This is a genomic window from Bacillus sp. N5-665 (assembly GCF_022637375.2).
In the GTDB taxonomy this organism is placed as follows: domain Bacteria; phylum Bacillota; class Bacilli; order Bacillales; family Bacillaceae_G; genus Bacillus_A; species Bacillus_A wiedmannii.
This window is the reverse complement of record NZ_CP093325.1, coordinates 4,152,778-4,173,648: the sequence shown is the minus strand read 5'-3', so window position 1 is coordinate 4,173,648 and position 20,871 is coordinate 4,152,778. Positions and strand designations below refer to the sequence as shown.

The window sequence follows — 20,871 nt, the reverse complement described above, 5'->3', positions numbered from 1 at the left end:
AGCCTCACAGAGAGTCGGTGGTTGCTGAAAACCGATGGTTCACGTCGACGAACATCGCCCTTGAGTGCTAAGCTGAAGCATTTGTCTAGGCTTAGACGGTAGCTCCGTTATTAGCTAGACTCATTTATGGGTCACTGAGGCAAGAGTATTCTTGCGAAGAAGGGTGGTACCGCGAAATCTTTCGTCCCTTCAGCACATAGCTGGAGTGTGGACGTAGGATTTTTTTTATTGATAAAAGTTTTCAAAAAGGGGGCTTATAAGAACAATGTCTTCAAAAACGGAAGAGAAACTGGCAACTGGTGCACAGCTATTGTTAGAAGCGTTAGAAAAGGAAGGAGTAGAAGTAATTTTCGGTTATCCTGGTGGTGCTGTTTTACCTCTTTATGATGCACTCTATGACTGTGAAATTCCGCATATTTTAACAAGGCATGAGCAAGGAGCTATTCACGCCGCGGAAGGGTATGCCAGAATTACTGGCAATCCAGGGGTTGTCATTGCAACGAGTGGGCCAGGTGCTACAAATGTTATTACGGGTCTAGCAGATGCGATGATTGATTCATTACCACTTGTTGTATTTACAGGGCAAGTAGCAACGACATTAATTGGAAGTGATGCTTTCCAAGAAGCGGATATTATGGGGCTTACGATGCCAGTGACAAAACATAACTATCAAGTGCGAAAGGCTTCAAATTTACCTCGAATTATTAAAGAAGCATTTCATATTGCTAGAACAGGAAGACCGGGCCCAGTCGTTATTGACCTTCCGAAAGATATGGTAGTAGAGCAAGGAGAACGATGTAATGACGTACAAATGGATTTACCAGGATACAATCCTAATTATGAACCGAATTTACTCCAAATAAACAAATTATTACAAGCAATTAGTGCTGCAAACAAGCCGTTAATTTTAGCTGGAGCAGGTGTATTGCATGCGAAGGCTTCGAAAGAGTTAACAAGTTTTGCTCGTAAATATGAAATTCCTGTTGTGCATACATTACTTGGTCTTGGTGGGTTTCCGCCAGATGATGAACTTTTTCTAGGAATGGGAGGAATGCACGGTTCTTACACAGCCAATATGGCGTTATATGAATGCGACTTACTTATTAATATAGGTGCAAGATTTGATGATCGCCTTACAGGAAATTTGGCTTATTTTGCTAAAGAGGCGACTGTTGCGCATATTGATATTGATCCAGCAGAAATCGGAAAAAATGTGCCGACTGAAATTCCAATTGTTGCAAGTGCTAAGCGAGCGCTGGAAGTATTACTTCAACCAGAAGGAAGGAAAGAAAATCATCATAAGTGGCTCTCTTTATTAAAGAGTAGAAAAGAAAAGTATCCACTATCTTATAAAAGGAATTCGGAAAGTATTAAGCCTCAATACGCAATTGATATGTTATATGAAATTACGAAAGGAGAAGCGATTGTAACAACAGATGTTGGGCAACATCAAATGTGGGCAGCCCAATATTATCCGCTCAAAACTCCTGATAAATGGGTAACTTCAGGAGGATTAGGAACGATGGGCTTCGGATTTCCAGCAGCAATTGGTGCGCAAATTGCAAAGCCTGAGGAACTAGTTATTGCAATTGTAGGTGACGCTGGATTTCAAATGACCTTGCAAGAATTAAGTGTGTTAAAAGAACACTCATTGCCTGTTAAAGTATTTATTTTAAATAATGAAGCTTTAGGAATGGTAAGACAATGGCAAGATGAATTTTATAACAAAAGATATTCGCACTCTTTACTATCGTGTCAACCAGATTTCGTTGCTCTTGCAAATGCGTATGGCATAAAAGGAGTTCGTATAGATGATCCACTTCTTGCAAAGAAGCAAATACAGCAGGCGATTGAATTACAAGAACCAGTCGTAATTGATTGCCGTGTACTTCAATCAGAAAAGGTAATGCCGATGGTTGCGCCAGGGAAAGGTGTTCACCAAATGGAGGGAGTGGAAAAAAGGTGAAGAGAATTGTTACAGCGACAGTTCGAAATCAAAGTGGTGTGTTAAACCGAATTACGGGTGTTATGACACGAAGACATTTTAATATTGAAAGTATTTCAGTAGGTCATACGGAATCATCGGACATATCGCGGATGACGATTGTTGTACACGTTGAAAATGAACAGCAAGTGGAACAGTTAATTAAACAACTTCATAAGCAAATTGATGTTCTGAAAGTATCAGATATTACAGAAGAAGCGATGATCGCAAGAGAACTTGCACTTATTAAAGTAGCAACATCAGTAGCAAGAGCAGAATTATATAGTTTAATTGAACCGTTTCGAGCCGCTGTAATAGATGTTGGGAAGGATTCCATAGTTGTGCAAGTAACTGGTACGCAGGAGAAAGTAGAAGCATTAATTGAATTACTTCGTCCGTATGGTTTGAAAGAAATTGCTAGAACAGGTGTAACAGCGTTTACGCGTAGTATGAAAAAACAAGATAAGCAAGTTATGTTAATTCAATAACCATTTAAATATAGGGGGAAATGAAAATGACAAAAGTTTATTATGAGAAAGATGTAACGGTAAATGTATTAAAAGAAAAGAGAGTAGCAATCATTGGATATGGCTCGCAAGGTCATGCACATGCACAAAACTTACGTGATAACGGATTTGATGTAGTAGTAGGTTTAAGAAAAGGGAACTCTTGGGATAAAGCGAAAGAAGATGGATTTTCTGTATATACAGTAGCAGAAGCAGCGGAAAAAGCTGATGTAGTAATGATTCTACTACCGGATGAACTGCAGCCAGAAGTATATGAAGCGGAAATTGCGCCAAATTTAAAGGCAGGAAATTCTCTCGTTTTTGCTCACGGATTTAATGTTCACTTTGATCAAGTGAAACCGCCAGCTAATGTAGATGTATTTCTAGTAGCACCAAAAGGGCCAGGTCATCTCGTACGCCGTACGTTTACTGAAGGCGGAGCTGTTCCTGCATTATTTGCAGTATACCAAGATGCAACAGGAGTTGCGACTGAAAAGGCACTTTCTTATGCTGATGGAATTGGAGCGACGAGAGCCGGTGTATTAGAAACGACGTTTAAAGAAGAAACAGAAACAGATTTATTTGGAGAGCAAGCTGTGCTTTGCGGCGGAGTAACTGCACTAGTAAAAGCTGGATTTGAAACGTTAGTTGATGCCGGTTATCAACCGGAACTTGCATATTTTGAATGTTTACATGAACTAAAACTAATCGTTGACCTTATGTATGAAGGCGGACTTGAAAATATGAGATATTCAGTTTCAGATACAGCGCAGTGGGGCGACTTCGTATCAGGCCCACGCGTTGTTACGGAAGATACGAAGAAAGCGATGGGTGCAGTGCTAGCAGAAATTCAAGATGGTACATTTGCAAGAGGCTGGATTGCAGAGCATAAAGCAGGAAAACCAAATTTCCATGCGACAAATGAGAAAGAGAATGAACACGAAATCGAAGTAGTTGGACGTAAATTACGTGAAATGATGCCGTTTGTACAGCCGCGAGTAAAGGCAGGGGTTAAATAATATGAAGCAGATTTTGTTCATGGATACGACGCTACGTGATGGCGAACAATCACCAGGAGTGAATTTAAATGAACAAGAGAAATTGCAAATTGCAAGGCAATTAGAGAGACTAGGTATTAATGTCATGGAAGCTGGTTTTGCAGCAGCTTCCGAAGGGGATTTTCAATCGGTAAAACGCATCGCAAATACCATTCAAAATGCTACAGTTATGAGTTTAGCTAGAGCGAAAGAAAGTGATATTCGAAGAGCATATGAAGCGGTGAAAGGTGCTGTATCTCCTCGTCTACACGTATTTTTAGCTACAAGTGATATTCATATGAAATATAAACTTTGTATGTCAAAAGAAGATGTATTAGATAGTATTCACCGCTCGGTTACACTCGGGAAATCATTATTTCCGACAGTACAATTTTCAACAGAAGATGCGACAAGAACAGCAAAAGCTTTTTTAGCTGAAGCAGTTGAAGTTGCGATTCGTGCAGGAGCGAATGTAATTAATATTCCAGATACAGTTGGATATACGAATCCAGAAGAATATTATTCTCTTTTTAAATACTTACAAGAATCCGTTCCTTCATATGAAAAAGCAATTTTCTCTTGTCATTGTCACGATGATCTTGGGATGGCAGTAGCGAATTCATTAGCTGCGGTTGAAGGCGGAGCGTTGCAAGTAGAAGGAACAATTAATGGAATTGGAGAAAGAGCAGGGAATGCGGCGTTAGAAGAAGTCGCAGTTGCTCTTCATATTAGAAAAGATCTCTATAAAGCGGAGTCTTCTATGACGCTAAAAGAGATTAAAGCGACGAGTACATTAGTAAGCAGATTAACCGGTATGGTTGTACCGAAAAATAAAGCGATTGTTGGAGCGAATGCATTTGCTCATGAATCAGGAATTCATCAAGATGGTGTATTAAAAGAAGTGACAACGTATGAGATTATTGAACCAGAGCTAGTAGGCGAATCTCAAAATCTATTCGTACTTGGAAAACATTCTGGACGTCACGCGTTTACAGAAAAAATGAAAGAGCTTGGTTATGAATTTACAAAGGAAGAACGAGATGCGGTGTTTGAAGCCTTTAAAAAATTAGCTGATCGTAAGAAGGAAATTACTGAGGAAGATTTACGTGCACTTATGCTTGGGGAATCAGCATTTGCGGCTCAGCAATATAACATTACGCAACTACAAGTACATTTTGTATCAAATAGTACACAATGCGCGACAGTTGTGCTAAAAGACGAAGAAGGAAATGTATACGAAGATGCAGCCACTGGTTCTGGTAGTATTGAGGCGATTTATAATGCAATCCAAAGAATTTTAGGATTAGAATGTGAATTGGCGGATTATCGCATACAATCTATTACACAAGGTCAAGATGCACTGGCTCATGTTCATGTTGAATTAAAAGAAGGAACGCATCAAGTATCAGGTTTTGGTGTTGCACAAGACGTATTGGAAGCTTCGGCGAGAGCATATGTCCATGCAGCAGGGAAATTGAAATCTTTTATCCAGCTTGTGAAATAAGTGTTTGATAGGTGAGAGAAGCCTTCCTCACCTATCAAATTAAAGTTCTGAAAATTCAGTTAAAAGGAGTGTTGAAATTGGAAAAACGTATCGTTTGTTTAGCTGGTGATGGTGTTGGCCCAGAAGTTATGGAAAGTGCGAAGGAAGTATTGCATATGGTAGAGAGGTTATATGGGCATCATTTTCATTTGCAAGATGAGTATTTTGGCGGGAGTGCTATCGATTTAAATGGGCAACCATTACCGCAACGAACGCTTGCCGCTTGTTTAGCAAGTGATGCGGTTTTACTTGGAGCGGTTGGTGGACCAAGGTGGGATAGCGCGAAGGAAAGACCAGAGAAAGGATTATTAGCTCTAAGAAAAGGGCTTGGAGTATTTGCAAATGTTCGCCCTGTAACGGTAGAAAGCGCAACGGCACATTTATCGCCATTAAAAAACGCTGATGAAATTGATTTCGTTGTCGTTCGTGAATTAACAGGTGGAATTTATTTTTCTTATCCGAAAGAACGAACGGACGAAGTAGCAACAGATACACTTACGTATCATCGTCATGAAATTGAACGGATCGTTTCTTATGCCTTTCAATTAGCGAGTAAGCGGAAGAAAAAAGTAACATCTATTGATAAGGCGAATGTTTTAGAATCTAGTAAACTATGGAGAACTGTTACGGAAGAAGTAGCACTTCGTTATCCAGACGTTGAACTAGAACATATTTTAGTAGATGCAGCTGCGATGGAGTTAATTCGGAATCCAGGACGGTTTGATGTAATTGTAACGGAAAACTTATTTGGGGATATTTTGAGTGACGAAGCTTCAGTATTAGCGGGATCATTAGGAATGCTTCCATCAGCAAGTCATGCAGAAAAGGGACCTTCATTATACGAGCCTATTCACGGATCAGCGCCGGATATTGCCGGAAAAAATAAGGCGAATCCAATTGCAATGATGCGCTCTGTTGCAATGATGCTTGGGCAATCATTTGAATTAACGAGAGAAGGGAATGCAATTGAATCTGCGATATCTGCAGTTCTTAAATTAGGAAAATGTACAGTAGATATCGGAGGAGATGAGACGACAACTTCATTTACGAAGGCAGTTATACAAGAGATGGAAGAGCAAGCGTTAGTAGGGAGAGGGAGATAATGGGAAAAAGGCTGCTAGATAAACTTTGGGAAAGACACGTAGTTACGACAAACGAAAATGGATTAGATTTATTATATATCGATCTTCATCTTGTTCATGAAGTAACGTCACCGCAAGCCTTTGAAGGCTTGCGGCTTACAAATCGAACGGTTCGCAGATCTGATTTAACATTCGCAACGATGGATCATAATATTCCAACGAAAGATGTTTGGAATATTACCGATCGCATTGCGAAACAGCAACTAGATACACTCCGGGAAAATTGTAAACAATTTCAGGTGCCGTTAGCGGATATCGGGGATGAAGAGCAAGGGATTGTTCATGTTATCGGACCAGAACTTGGACTTACACAACCAGGAAAAACAATTGTTTGTGGTGATAGTCATACAGCAACGCATGGTGCGTTTGGCGCGCTAGCATTTGGCATTGGTACGAGTGAAGTGGAGCATGTATTGGCAACGCAAACGTTATGGCAACGAAAGCCGAAAGCGATGGGTATTGAGTTAAAAGGAAAATTACAGAAAGGTGTTTACGCAAAAGATATTATTTTGCATTTCCTTTCAAAGTACGGTGTAGCAGTTGGAACTGGATATGTAATGGAATTTTACGGAGAGACGATTGAGGCTATGGAGATGGAAGAGAGAATGACGCTTTGTAATATGGCAATTGAAGGAGGAGCAAAGGCTGGTATTATAGCACCAGATGAAAAAACATTTGCTTATGTAAAAGGACGTAAATATGCACCGAAAGACTTTGAAACATTCGAGAAGAAATGGTCTGAACTTTATACAGATTCAGATGCAATTTATGATTTACATATTACGATAGATGTTACGGATTTAGCACCGTACGTTACGTGGGGAACCAACCCGAGTATGGGTGTTCGTATTGATGAAAAATTGCCAGAAAAGCAGGATGCAAATGACGAAAGAGCATTTTCTTATATGGGATTAAGCCCTGGACAAAGCACGTATGACATTCCTGTTCAGCATGTTTTCATTGGATCTTGTACAAATTCCAGGCTTTCTGATTTAGAAATTGCTGCATCTGTTGTGAAAGGGAGAAAGGTAAAAGAAGGTGTGCGAGCGCTCGTTGTACCTGGATCGAAAAGAGTAAGGGAAGCTGCGATGCAAAAAGGGCTACATCACATATTTGAAGAAGCTGGATTTGAATGGAGAGAACCTGGATGTTCAATGTGTCTTGGAATGAATCCAGATCAAGTACCTGAAGGAGAACATTGTGCTTCGACTTCAAATCGTAATTTTGAAGGAAGACAAGGAAAAGGGGCACGAACACATTTAGTTAGCCCAGCAATGGCGGCAGCAGCTGCGTTATACGGTCATTTTGTTGATACTAGAAAGGAGAGTTATGATGGAGCCATTTCATATTCATAAAGGTACTGCTGCAGTACTGATGAATGATAACATTGATACAGATCAAATTATTCCGAAGCAATACTTAAAGAGAATTGAAAGGACGGGATTTGGAAAATATTTATTCGATGAATGGCGTTATGATAATAACCGCCATGAAAACCCTAATTTTCCGCTTAATGCACAAAATAGAAAAGGAGCAAGTATATTAATTACAGGTGATAATTTTGGTTGTGGTTCTTCAAGAGAACATGCTCCGTGGGCGCTTGCTGATTATGGTTTTCGCGTTATTATCGCCGGCGGGTTTGCAGATATTTTTTATATGAATTGTATGAAAAACGGTATTTTACCAATTGTAATGGATAAAGAAATGCGAGAACAACTTGCCAAAACGGATGCGAGAGAACAAATAGAAGTAGATTTAGAGAATGAAGTAATTACAACGAGTACGCACAGGTTTCATTTTACAATCGAGAAAATGTGGAAAGAGAAATTATTAAATGGTCTAGACGAAATTAGTATTACGATGCAATATGAACAAGAAATTGTAGAGTATGAAAGGAAAGTAGCTTTATATTAAGAAATAACGGAATGTTCAAAATGTATTTACATTCAGAATTAAGTATTATATACTATGTAAAAATCAGAGGAGAAAGGGAGTAAGTATTATGAATATCATGCAATCTATTAAAATGCTTACACAACTACATCATCATACATAAAGCCCTTGAACCTAGCGTGAAAACGTGTAGGCACAAGGGTTATTCCCGTTGTACCTACACTCTACTAAAGAGCCTTGTAGGTATTTTGTCTACAAGGCTCTTTTTATTTTCGGTTTAGGTGAATGAAATGGGCATACATTAGAAAGGGAAAGGTGTGAGAATTTAGATGACAAAATGGAAACGGGCAAACCCAAATGGAACGAGAGACTATTTATTCGAAGAATGTACGTTAATTGAAGAAGTGGAGCAAAAATTAAGACGTACTTTTTTAGGGCGAGGTTATGAGGAAATAAGGACACCTACAATTGAATTTTATGATGTTTTTGCCTTTCAAAATAGACCGATAGATGAAGAAAAGATGTATAAATTTTTTGATGAAAAGGGACGGATTATCGTGTTACGTCCAGATATGACAATTCCTTTAGCGAGAGTGATGGGAACGCAGAGGTGGGATACGCCGCTTAAACTGACGTATGGCGGGAATGTATTTCGGGCGAATGAGTCCCTTACTGGAAAATATAATGAAATTGTACAAAGTGGTATTGAAATTATAGGGATTGATAACGTAAGAGCTGAAATTGAATGCGTCATAAGCGTCATTCAATCACTTCAAAAGGTGAAGGTGCAATCTTTTACAATAGAGATTGGGCAAGTGCAGTTATATAAATGTATTGTAAAAAAACTCTCCATTCATGAGGAAGAAGAGAGAGTACTTAGGACATACATTGAAAGTAAAAATTATGCGGCTCTATCAAATTTTATTAGAGAAAAGAAATTAGATCGATGTGATGAAACAGTAAGATTACTTGAGAAATTACCAAGGCTATTTGGGAATTTAGAAGTGATTGAGGAAGCAGAAAAACTCGCCTCAAGTAATGAAATGAAAATGGCGATTGCAAGAGTGAAAGAAATATATGAAGCAATTGAAAAACTAGGCTATGGATCTTACATATCAATTGATTTAGGTATGATCCAACATTTAGATTACTATACGGGAGTTATTTTCAAAGGGTATATATATGAAATTGGAGAAGAAATTGTTAGTGGCGGAAGATATGATGAGTTAATTGGAAATTTTGGAGAGATGCTGCCGGCTGTTGGACTCGCGGTGCAAGTCAATCAAATTGTGAAGGCGCTGCAAGAGCAGCAAGAACCATATGAAAGAAAGAGAATAGATATTATCATTCATTATAAGTTAAATAGATTAGCAGAAGCGGAAAGATTGCGAAATTTACTTCAAAAGGACGGAAAAAAAGTAGAGCTATCTTTATTCTCTAATATAAATGACACCTTTCAATTTGCAAGAAAAAATAAAGTAGTAACGGTCGTAGAGGCAAAGAACGAATCATTAGTGGAATATGTATGGAAAGAGAAATGGGTAGTCCAGAAAGAAGGAGAAACTTCATGCGTAACATTCAAATTGCGTTAACGAAAGGAAGATTAGAAAAACATGTGATTCCACTCTTTGAGCAGATTGGAATTGATTGTTCAGAGCTCAAAAATAAAGGACGAAAGCTTGTTTTTCAAAGTAAAAATACAGATGTCTCATTTATTTTAGTGAAAGCAGTAGATGCTGCTACTTATGTAGAACATGGAGTAGCTGATATTGGGATCGTTGGAAAAGATATTTTAATGGAAAATGAGAAAGATATTTATGAAATGTTGGATTTAGGAGTAGGCGTATGTAAGTTTTGTGTTGCTTCTATTCCTACTTATAATCCGAAGAGTTACCGGAAGAAACGTATTGCGACGAAATATCCACATATTACTTCTAACTATTTTCATGATAAAGGAGAGGATGTAGAAATTATAAAAATAGAAGGTTCGGTAGAAATCGCTCCTATTCTTGGATTGGCAGATGCAATTGTTGATATTGTGGAAACAGGAAAAACATTACAAGAAAATGGGCTCATTGTATTTGAGGAAATGTGTTCTATATCTGCTCGAATGATTGTAAATAAGGCTGCATTAAAAACTAAAAAAGACGAAATATTCAGTATTATAAATATGATGGAGCAAGAAATTTTGTCAGGAAAATAGGGGGACTTGTAATGGAGATTGTTTGTGAAGATTTTCAAAAGGCGTTATCGAAAATAAAATTGCTACGAGAAAACGCTAATATAATAGAAGAAACTGTTCAAAGAAGTGTAAGCGAAATTGTTCGTAATGTAAGGGAGAGTAGGGATGAGGCTCTATCTTTTTATACAAAAAAGTTTGATGGTGTGGAGATTAAAGAGTTTCGTGTAAGTGAAGAAGAAATAAAACGAGCGGGTATGTTTGTAGAGAATTCATTTTTAGAAGCGTTACAAGAGGCGAAGAAAAACATTATTTCATATCACGAAAAGCAAAAAAGGCAATCCATATTCGATTGTGCGAGTAATGGCATCATTAGAGGACAAATTATTCGGCCGTTAGAAAATGTAGGAGTATATGTGCCAGGCGGAACTGCTTCGTATCCTTCGTCAGTATTAATGAATGTATTGCCAGCAAAACTTGCTGGTGTGAAAAAGATTGTAATGGTAACACCGCCGAGAGAAGGAGGAATTGATCCACATATTTTAGTTGCTGCAAGCCTTGCAGGAGTAGATGAAATTTATACGATAGGTGGTGCGCAAGCAATTGCTGCTTTAGCATATGGGACGGAATCGATTCCAAAAGTGGATAAAATAGTTGGACCAGGAAATTTGTATGTCGCTCTGGCGAAACGAGAAGTATACGGAATAGTAAATATCGATATGATTGCTGGACCGTCAGAAATTGTAGTTATTGCTGATGAAACCGGTAATGCAAAATATATCGCTGCTGATTTATTATCGCAAGCAGAACATGACGAGAGAGCAACAGCAATTTGTATTACAACGAATATAGAGTTAGCAAAAGAAGTAGAAAGAGAGATAGAAAGACAGTTAGAAACATTACCAAGAAGCGAAATTGCACGTGAATCGATAAATAGAAATGGAGCTATCTTTATCGTTCCTTCTTTAGATGAGGCGCTACAATTATCGAATGAAATCGCTCCAGAACATTTAGAGTTACATATAAAAGAACCGATGAATGCTCTAGCTTATGTGAAACATGCAGGATCTATCTTTCTTGGTCCATATGCACCGGAACCTCTCGGTGATTATTTAGCAGGGCCGAATCACGTGTTACCGACAAGTGGAACGGCAAGGTTTTTCTCACCGTTATCAGTCGATGATTTCGTGAAAAAATCAAGCTTTCTGTCTTATACGGAGGACGCGTTAAGAGATGTACAACATCATATTGTAGAACTTGCCAATAAAGAAGGGTTACATGCGCATGCGAGAGCAATTCAAATAAGATTTGAGGAGGAAGAATAATGCGTGAGTGCAGTCAAATACGTGAAACGACAGAAACAAAAATCAAATTAAGTTTGCAGCTTGATGAAGGCAAGAACGTTTCTGTACAAACGGGAGTTGGATTTTTTGATCATATGCTAACTTTATTTGCAAGGCATGGAAGATTCGGTTTACAAGTGGAGGCGGAAGGCGATGTATTCGTTGATGCGCATCATACAGTTGAAGATGTTGGAATTGTACTCGGAAATTGTTTGAAAGAAGCATTGCAAAATAAAGAGGGGATTAACCGTTATGGCTCCGCATATGTACCGATGGATGAATCTTTAGGTTTTGTCGCAATTGATATTAGCGGGCGCTCATATATTGTATTTCAAGGAGAATTAACGAATCCGAAGCTAGGGGATTTTGATACAGAACTAACAGAAGAATTTTTTAGAGCAGTTGCTCATGCTGCCAATATTACATTACACGCTCGCATTTTATACGGAAGCAATACACATCACAAAGTTGAAGCGTTATTTAAAGCGTTTGGTAGAGCGCTTAGAGAAGCGGTCGAAAGAAATGCCAGCATTACTGGTGTAAATTCCACGAAAGGGATGTTGTAATTGATTGCTATTATAGATTATGGAATGGGAAATATTCGCAGTGTGGAACAAGCATTACAATATATTGGAGCAGAGTACATCGTAACGGGTGATAAAGAAAAGATTTTTAGAAGTGATGGAGTAATCTTACCAGGAGTAGGTGCATTTCCGAAAGCGATGGATGTATTGGAAGAAAAAAATTTAGTGCGTGTGTTAAAAGAAGTCGGGAGTTCAGGAAAACCGCTTCTGGGCATTTGCCTAGGGATGCAGCTTTTATTTGAAAAAAGTGAGGAACTACAAGACTGTAACGGATTAAGTTTATTGCCAGGTGTTATTCGAAAGTTAAAGGTTCCTTATAAAATTCCACATATGGGATGGAATGAGTTAAAGAAAGAGGGAGAAATAGCACTTTGGAATGGAGTAGAGGACGGTTCTTTCGTATATTATGTTCACTCTTATTATGCAGATTGTCCAAATGAAATTGTGTATGGGATAAGTGAATATGGAGTGAAAGTACCTGGTTTTGTAGCAAAAGGAAATATATACGGCGCACAGTTTCATCCTGAAAAAAGCGGTGACATTGGAATGCAAATGTTGAAAAATTTCAAAGGGGTGGTAGAGGCATGGAAATCTTCCCAGCTATCGATTTAAAAGAGGGGCGATGCGTTAGACTTTATCAAGGAGAGTTTAGTAAAGAAACAGTAATGAATGAAGATCCGGTTGCGCAAGCGATTATATTCGAAAAATTGGGAGCGAAAAAGTTGCACATTGTTGATTTAGATGGCGCAATTGCTGGTGAGTCAGTAAATTTGCTCGTTATTGAAAGGATTTGTAAGGCAGTACGTATTCCTGTGCAAGTTGGAGGCGGAATTCGATCACTTGTAACGGTAGAGAAGTTATTGTCAGTAGGTGTAGATAAAGTGATTTTAGGAACAGCTGCTCTTTATGATAAGGAATTTTTAGAAGAAGCGGTTCTTCTATATAAAGAGAAAATCATTGTTGGAATTGATGCGAAAAATGGTTTCGTAGCAACGAGAGGTTGGCTTGATGTGTCTGAAATTTCTTACATTTATTTAGCAAAGCAAATGGAGAATGTAGGTGTTCAAACGATTGTGTTTACAGACATTTCGAAAGACGGGACACTTGCAGGGCCGAATTTAGAGCAATTGGAGTTACTACAAAAAAGCGTGAGCATTCGTCTTATTGCTTCTGGAGGAGTGGCATCTATTCAAGATGTGAAAAAATTAAATGATATGAATATATACGGCGTCATAATTGGTAAGGCTCTTTATGAGAAAACGATTGATTTAGAAGAAGTGTTAGAGGTAACAAAGTTATGTTAGCGAAACGCATTATTCCATGTCTAGATGTAAAAGAGGGCCGAGTCGTAAAGGGTGTAAATTTTATAGGGTTACAAGACGTTGGTGATCCTGTTGAAATAGCCGCTTTATATAATGAGGCGGGAGCAGATGAAATTGTATTTTTAGATATTACGGCAACGCATGAAGGACGAAAAACAATTATAGATGTTGTAGAAAAAACAGCTTCGAAAGTATTTATTCCTCTTACAGTTGGCGGGGGGATTTCAAGTGTTAAAGATATGTACAATTTACTAAGAGCTGGAGCGGATAAAGTTTCAATCAACTCAGCGGCAGTGCGAAATCCAAAGCTAATTGAAGAAGGGGCAGAACACTTTGGCTCACAATGTATTGTCGTAGCAATTGATGCTAGAAAAGTAGCAGAAGAAAAGTGGAATGTTTATGTGAACGGCGGAAGAGTTGATACGGGGATGGATGCAATCGGGTGGGCAAAACGCGTTGCGGAGCTAGGAGCAGGCGAAATTTTGTTAACGAGTATGGATGCAGATGGAACGAAAAACGGGTATGATCTTCGTTTAACAGAAGAAATTTCAAAAAGCGTTTCCGTACCAGTCATCGCGTCAGGCGGATGTGGTCATGTTGATCACATTATAGAAGTTTTTCAAAAGACAACAGTTGATGCAGCACTTGCGGCATCCATCTTTCATTATGGTGAGGCGACAGTGCAGGACTTAAAGAGAAAATTAAGAAATGAAAATGTTGAGGTGCGGTTATGAAACCTAACTTTTCAAAAGGATTATTACCAGCGGTTGTAATTGAAGAAGGGACAAAAGAAGTTTTAATGCTAGCTTATATGAATGAAGAAGCATATGAAAAAACGCTAGAAACGAAAAGAACATGGTTTTATTCTCGTTCAAGACAATTGTTATGGAATAAAGGAGAAACATCAGGAAATGTCCAATATGTGCAATCTCTTTATTTAGATTGTGATCAAGATTCAATTGTTGTTGTCGTAAAGCAAGTGGGACCTGCTTGTCATACAGGAGAAAAAACATGTTTTCACTACCAAATTATATAGGGGGATACATATGGAAAATGCCTTTAAATTACTCTTTGAAACAATTGAAGAACGAAAGGGAAATCCACTTCCTGAATCGTATACAAATTATTTATTTTCAAAAGGAGAAGATAAAATTTTAAAGAAAATTGGTGAAGAATGCACGGAAGTAATTATCGCATCTAAAAATAATGACAAAGAAGAATTAGTGAAAGAAATGGTTGATGTATTGTATCACTGCTTTGTTTTATTAGCTGAAAAAAATATATCATTAGAAGATGTTATGGAGGAAGTGACAGAAAGAAATGGGAAGCTTTCGCGAGTGGGGGACAGAAGTGAAATAGATACATTATAAGGGGGAAATGTAGATGAAGGTGGATTATCACATTCATTTAGAAGAAGGGCCATATTCAATAGGATGGCTAGCTAAAATAAATGAAGTGTTACAACATTATGAACCACTTAAAGAAGAAAAATATTCTATGGAATGGCTTGTGAAAACACAAGAACGCCTGCAAAGACGTGTGAAAGAAGGGCCATTTACAACGAAATGGATTGATTTATATTTAGAAGAAGCTTTGCGAAAAGGTATAAAAGAAGTTGGTATTGTCGATCATTTATACCGTTTTTATGAAGCGAAAGAATACTATGAAAGATATGTCGATATTAGTGATTCGAGGCTTGGTCGTTTACAGAAGGAATGGTTAGACCAAGTAAGGGTAACATCACTACATGATTTTACAAAGGCAATTGAAGAGGCGAAAGAACGGTGGAGTAAAAGAGGTGTTACGCTTAAACTTGGAATTGAAGCGGATTATTTTATTGGTGGTGAACAAGAATTACAATCTTTACTCGCATTAGGAGATTTTGATTATGTAATTGGTTCTGTTCATTTTTTAAATGGCTGGGGATTTGATAATCCAGATACGAAAGAATATTTTAAGGAACATGACTTATATGCTTTATATGATACGTTTTTCAAAACGGTTGAGTGTGCAGTTCGCTCTAATTTATTTGATATTATAGCTCATCTTGATAACATAAAAGTATTTAATTATCGGTTAGATGAAAATGAACAACTTTCTTATTATAAGGAAATTGCGCGTGTGTTAGTAGAAACAAATACGGCAACGGAAATAAATGCAGGATTGTACTATCGCTATCCTGTACGCGAAATGTGTCCGAGTCCGCTATATTTACAAGTATTAGCTAAGCATGGCGTTCCGGTTACTCTCTCCTCAGATGCTCATTATCCGAGTGATTTAGGAAAATATGTGGCAGAGAATATAAAGACGTTACGTAATCATGATATTTCTCACATAGCTACATTTACGAAACGAGTAAGAACGATGAGATTACTGGAAGAAGAAGTAACAATTTCAAAATGATCACGATTTTTTGATGAAAACCACCCTTTTTGTTCAAAATAAGAAAGAATAAAAAGGAGGGTAAGAAATGGCGAAACAACAAAATAAACAAAATGTACAAGATTTACAAGGTGCACAGCAACAAGCTTATACTTCTGAAACGAATGCTACATCTCAATCAGTTATTGAGGAACAAATTAGCGATACAGTTGCAGAAGGAACGATCGATGCAAAGCTTGGACAAGAATCGCAAGAGAAAGCGTAAGAAAAGGGGAGAGATGGATCTCCTCTTTTCTTATGGGTAAAAAATGTCGATTTTCAAAACTATGATCAAATTCCTTGGTTTTTATAGGTGGATTTCTTACAATGAAAGATAAGAGATATCTTATTTTTTATAGAAGAGGTGTTAGTAGTGGCAAAAATATTAGTAGCAGGGAAAATTCCAGCAATCGGATTAGAACTATTAAAGGATCATGATGTAGAAATGTACGATAAAGATGCGTTAATTTCTTTAGATGAATTAACAGATCGTGTAAAAGATAAAGATGCATTGTTAAGTCTACTTTCTACAAAGGTGACAAAAGAAGTTATTGATGCGGCACCTAATTTGAAGATTGTTGCAAACTACGGTGCTGGTTACGATAATATTGATTACTCGTATGCCGGAGAAAAAGGGATTGCGGTAACGAATACACCGAAAGTATCAACTGAAGCGACAGCAGAATTAACATTTGCACTTCTTTTAGCAGCTGCACGTAGAATTCCTGAAGGTGATACATTATGTCGTACAACTGGATTTAATGGATGGGCACCATTATTTTTCTTAGGCCGTGAAGTACATGGTAAAACAATTGGAATTATTGGCCTTGGAGAAATCGGCAAGGCAGTTGCAAAGCGTGCGAAAGCGTTTGGAATGAATGTTTTATATACAGGACCAAATCGAAAGCCTGAAGCTGAAAGTGAACTGGAAGCAACATATGTAACATTGGAAGAATTATTACAAACAGCAGACTTTATTACAATTAATTGTGCTTATAATCCGAAATTGCATCATATGATTGATGATGAACAGTTTAAAATGATGAAGAAAACAGCGTATATTGTAAATGCTTCACGTGGACCAATTATGAATGAAGCGGCACTTGCTCATGCATTAAAAACGAATGAAATTGAAGGAGCAGCTCTTGACGTATTTGAATTTGAACCGAAAATTACAGAAGAGCTAAAAGGATTAAAGAATGTAGTACTTGCTCCTCACGTAGGGAACGCAACGTTCGAAACGCGTGATGCGATGGCTGAAATGGCAGTAAGAAATATTTTAGCCGTATTAAACGGTGAAGAGCCAGTAACACCTGTAAATCAAAAGGTATTGGTTACAAAATAAAGTGAAGCTTTAATGAGAGTGGGCTTTTACGGCATAAAAAGAAACCTTCCGGAATCGGAAGGTTTTTCTTATTTTTCTTTATTTGCTCTTTTAGATGGTCTTTGTCTAAGAAATTGAGATAGCATATACAAAATATATAGTGGAATAGCAATGAATAAGAAAACAGAAAAATTACCGAACCCTGTTTGGTACATTGTTATAATGATTCCAACTAAAAATAGTGTAATAATGATGCTATATCGTGGAATTGGTACATCTTTTAAACTTGGGATACGAATACGGCTCACCATTAAAAATGCGAACGTTACAAATACTGTAATAAGAACGATTTTTGGAATGGTATGTGAAAATAATGTTAAGAAAGCAACAAGCCCTCCGGCTGCTGTAATCGGTACGCCAGTGAAATATTTCATTGAAGTAGAAGATGGTGTTACATTAAATCGTGCTAAACGGTATGCTCCGAAAAGAGGGAATAGTCCCGCTATGTATAGTCCGATGATTCCGTAATTGGAGAAAGATGTGTAATACATGAGAACAGCAGGTGCTGCACCAAATGTTACGACATCCGCCAGCGAGTCAAGTTCTTTTCCCATTTGTGAATCAACACGTAATAAACGAGCAACACGTCCATCAAGACTATCTAACATCATCCCGATAAGTACTAAAATAGCAGCTGATTTATAATATCCTAAAGATGCATAGCCGATAGATAAGAATCCACTATATAAATTTCCGAGCGTAAATAAGTTTGGAATAGCTGCTCTATACAAAATCTGATCCCTTGCTTTCTGTAATAAATTCTTAATTAGTTTATGAAATTTTACTTATTTTATCATACCATAAATTTCTTCCTCATACGAAAAAAATTCCCAATTTGTGAAAGATTTCATAGCGGAATGATTTGAAAAATAAGTAAAAAAAGAAGCAACTTTTATAAAAGTTGCTTCTGGCGCTATTCAAATTTCGTTGTCATTGTTCCGGTTTTATAACGATTGTTAGGGTCGAAACGTAATAAGTCTCCATAAATGAGTTTGTCGGAGAGTTTCAATTCAGTTTTTGCTTTTTCGATATTTGGTTGACATAATGAAATATCCGCTTCTTCACCTGTATTTCGTTTATAGCACATGTTTTTTGTATAAACATAGTTTTCCGAAACGAAGCTACCATCACGCATTACCATAAGTGGATCTTCTTCTTTAATAAATAGGTCAGTTCCAAATTCAACTGATTGATTTGTTTTAATACCAAGTAAATGAAGTAGTGTTGGTTTAATATCAATTTGACCAGATACTTTAGAAATGACTTTTCCTTCTTGACCAGGTACATGAATAATGAGAGGGACGCGTTGTAATTGCATAGAATCAAACGGTGTAATAGCGTCTTTCCCAAGGAACTGAGCCATAGCTGTGTTATGGTTTTCAGAAATACCATAATGATCTCCATAAATGACAATAACGGAATTATCATACAGTCCTTCGTCTTTTAATTGTTTAATAAATAATTTCAGAGATTCATCCGTGTAACGAACGGTTGGGAAGTAGCGGTTTACAACACCACTTTCCGAATTAAACTCATCAACATATTGATCTTCTGGATTTAAAAGAAATGGAAAATGGTTTGTTAAAGTAATAAATTTTGTATAGAACGGTTGTGGTAAAGATTTTAGCTTTGGAATCGATTGTTCAAAGAACTCTTTATCTTTTAATCCCCAACCGACAGACATTTGTTCTGTGCCTACGTAATCATTTAAATTAAAGTAACGATCATATCCAAGTGCAGGATACATTACATCACGATTCCAAAACGTTTTATCGTTGGAATGGAAGACAGCAGAAGAATATCCGTATTTTTTTAATTGTTCTGGTGTAGCTGTATATTCATTTGTTGCGTGAGTAAAGAATACAGAACCGCGGTCTAACGGATAAAGTGAATTTTCAACGATAAATTCAGCATCAGAAGTTTTACCTTGTCCTGTTTGATGATAGAAGTTATCGAAATAAAAACTATCTTTAATAAGTTCATTTAAAAATGGAGTAATTTCTTTTCCATTTATTTTTTTATTAATAACAAAACTTTGTGTAGATTCCATTGAAATCAAAATTACATTTTTACCTTTTGCAGCTCCAAATAAGTTTTTATCAACTTGCTTATCTTTTGAGTCTGTATAGTTTTTAATTTCAGAGAACCCGTCACCACTTGCAAATACACGTTCAGCTGAAGATTTAGATTGAAGTGTAATATCAAATAGATGATATGTGTATAAACCTAAATTTTTCACGACAGTTTGACGATCAAATGAGCGTGAGAACATTTGTGGTTTATAAATAACTGAAACAACAATTTGTAGTGCTAATAAAGCTGTTACACCGCTAAAGAAAGTTCGCTTCTCAGTGCGAGAAAGCGGCGTCTTGTCACAAAATGCTGGGAATTTACGCGAAAGAAACATTAAAATAATCGCATCTGCAAATAAAAGTAATGTTTTGTACGTAAAGAGTTCTTTTATACTTGTCCCTAAGTCAGCCATATTATTTGTTTGGAATAAAACTGGGAACGTAACGAAATCGTTATAAAACCCATAAAACATTGCATTTCCAAATAAAATAAAGGACAGTATAAAACTGATTCCAATTATAATGCGGTTTCGGTGCTTAGATGCAAGTAAAGCAAAACCGAAAAATAAAAGTAACGCAGCTAGCGGATTAATAAAAAGCATAAATTCTTCAAAGAAATTATCAATTTTAATATCAAATGCTAGCTTGTACACAATATATGTTTTTATCCATAATAAAACGACTGCAACGAGTGCAAATCGCAGTTTTGGAAACAGACGTTGTAGCATAATATACTCCTCTCCTAAAAAGCATGACAGTTCTTGTGAGCCGGTTTGGTTAGCGCCTCATTTTATATATACGAACAGTCCTTTGTTATTATGTTTATTATACTATGAGTATCATTATACGAAAATAAAAGAGAGTTGTGGGCTTTTTTATAATAATTGAGTAGAAAAAGGGCAGTGGGAGACAATAAAACGGAGTTTCTATGTATGATAATTATCGTGCGCAGAAAGAATCGTGTAATAATACGGAGGTTATAATGCGAAAATTATTATATTTTATAGTATGCAGTAGTGTTATACTTTTTGCTTCACCGAGTGTGTCGGTAGCCCAATATGATGCACCTCTTATGGAAGATGCCCTTTATTCTGTTTTATTTCCGAAAATAAATAAAGCAATTGAAAAGCAATATGGGAGCTTGAAGCCTTATCAATGTCCTAAAATTATTAGTTTAAAAAAAGTGTATAGCGGTACATATTTATTTCAAGCAAGTATTGAAGTAACGAAGTATGAACGAGTTGCTGGGAAAATTGCTCCACCATTTGAGAAGGTAACGATTACATTTAATAATGAAGAAGGCGAATGGGAAGTGTCAAAGATTTCAGTAAAGCGCTTACCAAATGATACGAAATTAAACTGTAAAAAAACAATATAAAAAATGGTTTGACAAATAAAATGGTCCTTTGGTATTGTTAATAGCAACAATTAGATGTTTGAAAATTAAATAGACTTACCTCA

The 20,871-nt window shown here is 37.0% G+C and carries 22 protein-coding genes and 1 other annotated feature (1 of these 23 only partly in view); of the genes, 20 read left to right on the top strand and 2 right to left on the bottom strand.

Going from position 1 to position 20,871, the window contains the following annotated elements; translation table 11 throughout:
* Nucleotides 1-192, top strand: a binding site (T-box leader); it begins 36 nt to the left of the window's first position.
* Between the two features lie 73 nt (nucleotides 193-265).
* From ilvB to MNO09_RS23865, 19 genes are all read left to right on the top strand, one after another.
* Entirely contained in the window at nucleotides 266-1,966 is a 1,701-nt protein-coding gene (ilvB, locus tag MNO09_RS23955; protein ID WP_088106966.1) for an acetolactate synthase large subunit, read from the top strand.
* Complete coding sequence (gene ilvN, locus MNO09_RS23950; RefSeq protein ID WP_000822948.1) at nucleotides 1,963-2,472, top strand: acetolactate synthase small subunit; 510 nt, start codon at nucleotides 1,963-1,965, stop codon at nucleotides 2,470-2,472. Before ilvB ends, ilvN begins: the two co-directional genes overlap by 4 nt.
* Nucleotides 2,473-2,492: 20 nt before the next feature.
* Nucleotides 2,493-3,509: a ketol-acid reductoisomerase gene (gene ilvC, locus MNO09_RS23945; protein WP_097860084.1), complete on the top strand. Its 1,017-nt coding sequence runs from the start codon at nucleotides 2,493-2,495 to the stop codon at nucleotides 3,507-3,509.
* A gap of 1 nt (nucleotide 3,510) precedes the next feature.
* A complete protein-coding gene (leuA, locus tag MNO09_RS23940) occupies nucleotides 3,511-5,031 on the top strand; it encodes a 2-isopropylmalate synthase (protein WP_088106967.1) in 1,521 nt (506 codons plus the stop codon).
* Between the two features lie 77 nt (nucleotides 5,032-5,108).
* Nucleotides 5,109-6,173 (top strand): 3-isopropylmalate dehydrogenase, encoded by a 1,065-nt coding sequence (gene leuB / locus MNO09_RS23935; protein ID WP_000415374.1) that lies wholly within the window; start codon nucleotides 5,109-5,111, stop codon nucleotides 6,171-6,173.
* A complete protein-coding gene (gene leuC, locus MNO09_RS23930) occupies nucleotides 6,173-7,567 on the top strand; it encodes a 3-isopropylmalate dehydratase large subunit (RefSeq protein ID WP_070168574.1) in 1,395 nt (464 codons plus the stop codon). Before leuB ends, leuC begins: the two co-directional genes overlap by 1 nt.
* Complete coding sequence (gene leuD / locus MNO09_RS23925) at nucleotides 7,545-8,126, top strand: 3-isopropylmalate dehydratase small subunit (protein WP_000433136.1); 582 nt, start codon at nucleotides 7,545-7,547, stop codon at nucleotides 8,124-8,126. Before leuC ends, leuD begins: the two co-directional genes overlap by 23 nt.
* 308 nt (nucleotides 8,127-8,434) lie before the next feature.
* A complete protein-coding gene (gene hisZ, locus MNO09_RS23920) occupies nucleotides 8,435-9,697 on the top strand; it encodes an ATP phosphoribosyltransferase regulatory subunit (RefSeq protein WP_000170332.1) in 1,263 nt (420 codons plus the stop codon).
* Nucleotides 9,673-10,308, top strand: a complete 636-nt coding sequence (gene hisG / locus MNO09_RS23915) for an ATP phosphoribosyltransferase (protein ID WP_001244483.1) — start codon at nucleotides 9,673-9,675, stop codon at nucleotides 10,306-10,308. The genes hisZ and hisG overlap by 25 nt, the downstream gene beginning before the upstream one ends.
* 11 nt (nucleotides 10,309-10,319) lie before the next feature.
* Nucleotides 10,320-11,609, top strand: coding sequence for a histidinol dehydrogenase (hisD, locus tag MNO09_RS23910; protein ID WP_000406988.1), 1,290 nt, complete (start codon nucleotides 10,320-10,322; stop codon nucleotides 11,607-11,609).
* Nucleotides 11,609-12,193, top strand: coding sequence for an imidazoleglycerol-phosphate dehydratase HisB (hisB, locus tag MNO09_RS23905; protein WP_001206365.1), 585 nt, complete (start codon nucleotides 11,609-11,611; stop codon nucleotides 12,191-12,193). The genes hisD and hisB overlap by 1 nt, the downstream gene beginning before the upstream one ends.
* Nucleotides 12,194-12,823 carry an imidazole glycerol phosphate synthase subunit HisH gene (gene hisH / locus MNO09_RS23900; protein WP_000560364.1) on the top strand — a complete coding sequence of 210 codons (630 nt, stop codon included), beginning with the start codon at nucleotides 12,194-12,196 and terminating at the stop codon, nucleotides 12,821-12,823.
* Nucleotides 12,796-13,515: a 1-(5-phosphoribosyl)-5-[(5-phosphoribosylamino)methylideneamino]imidazole-4-carboxamide isomerase gene (gene hisA, locus MNO09_RS23895; RefSeq protein WP_000402306.1), complete on the top strand. Its 720-nt coding sequence runs from the start codon at nucleotides 12,796-12,798 to the stop codon at nucleotides 13,513-13,515. Before hisH ends, hisA begins: the two co-directional genes overlap by 28 nt.
* The gene (hisF, locus tag MNO09_RS23890; RefSeq protein WP_088106968.1) at nucleotides 13,509-14,267 is read left to right on the top strand and encodes an imidazoleglycerol phosphate synthase cyclase subunit; all 759 of its coding nucleotides are present in this window, start codon (nucleotides 13,509-13,511) and stop codon (nucleotides 14,265-14,267) included. Before hisA ends, hisF begins: the two co-directional genes overlap by 7 nt.
* Nucleotides 14,264-14,569, top strand: coding sequence for a phosphoribosyl-AMP cyclohydrolase (hisI, locus tag MNO09_RS23885; RefSeq protein ID WP_000803973.1), 306 nt, complete (start codon nucleotides 14,264-14,266; stop codon nucleotides 14,567-14,569). The genes hisF and hisI (MNO09_RS23885) overlap by 4 nt, the downstream gene beginning before the upstream one ends.
* A 10-nt stretch (nucleotides 14,570-14,579) precedes the next feature.
* Nucleotides 14,580-14,903, top strand: a complete 324-nt coding sequence (gene hisI / locus MNO09_RS23880) for a phosphoribosyl-ATP pyrophosphatase (protein ID WP_000426349.1) — start codon at nucleotides 14,580-14,582, stop codon at nucleotides 14,901-14,903.
* A 13-nt stretch (nucleotides 14,904-14,916) separates the two neighbouring features.
* The gene (locus tag MNO09_RS23875; protein WP_000861829.1) at nucleotides 14,917-15,936 is read left to right on the top strand and encodes a histidinol phosphate phosphatase domain-containing protein; all 1,020 of its coding nucleotides are present in this window, start codon (nucleotides 14,917-14,919) and stop codon (nucleotides 15,934-15,936) included.
* A 67-nt stretch (nucleotides 15,937-16,003) separates the two neighbouring features.
* Nucleotides 16,004-16,180 carry a DUF4025 domain-containing protein gene (locus MNO09_RS23870; protein WP_001118876.1) on the top strand — a complete coding sequence of 59 codons (177 nt, stop codon included), beginning with the start codon at nucleotides 16,004-16,006 and terminating at the stop codon, nucleotides 16,178-16,180.
* A 147-nt stretch (nucleotides 16,181-16,327) separates the two neighbouring features.
* Entirely contained in the window at nucleotides 16,328-17,299 is a 972-nt protein-coding gene (locus MNO09_RS23865) for an NAD(P)-dependent oxidoreductase (RefSeq protein ID WP_001062816.1), read from the top strand.
* Between the two features lie 68 nt (nucleotides 17,300-17,367).
* Here MNO09_RS23865 and pssA read toward each other — a convergent pair whose 3' ends face one another.
* A complete protein-coding gene (gene pssA / locus MNO09_RS23860) occupies nucleotides 17,368-18,069 on the bottom strand; it encodes a CDP-diacylglycerol--serine O-phosphatidyltransferase (protein ID WP_000285422.1) in 702 nt (233 codons plus the stop codon).
* A gap of 182 nt (nucleotides 18,070-18,251) precedes the next feature.
* Nucleotides 18,252-20,138 (bottom strand): LTA synthase family protein, encoded by a 1,887-nt coding sequence (locus tag MNO09_RS23855; RefSeq protein ID WP_000941721.1) that lies wholly within the window; start codon nucleotides 20,136-20,138, stop codon nucleotides 18,252-18,254.
* A 254-nt stretch (nucleotides 20,139-20,392) separates the two neighbouring features.
* On the opposite strand from MNO09_RS23855, the gene MNO09_RS23850 reads away from it, so the two are divergent.
* Complete coding sequence (locus tag MNO09_RS23850) at nucleotides 20,393-20,788, top strand: DUF3888 domain-containing protein (RefSeq protein WP_001228833.1); 396 nt, start codon at nucleotides 20,393-20,395, stop codon at nucleotides 20,786-20,788.
* The last annotated feature ends 83 nt before the right edge of the window (nucleotides 20,789-20,871 follow it).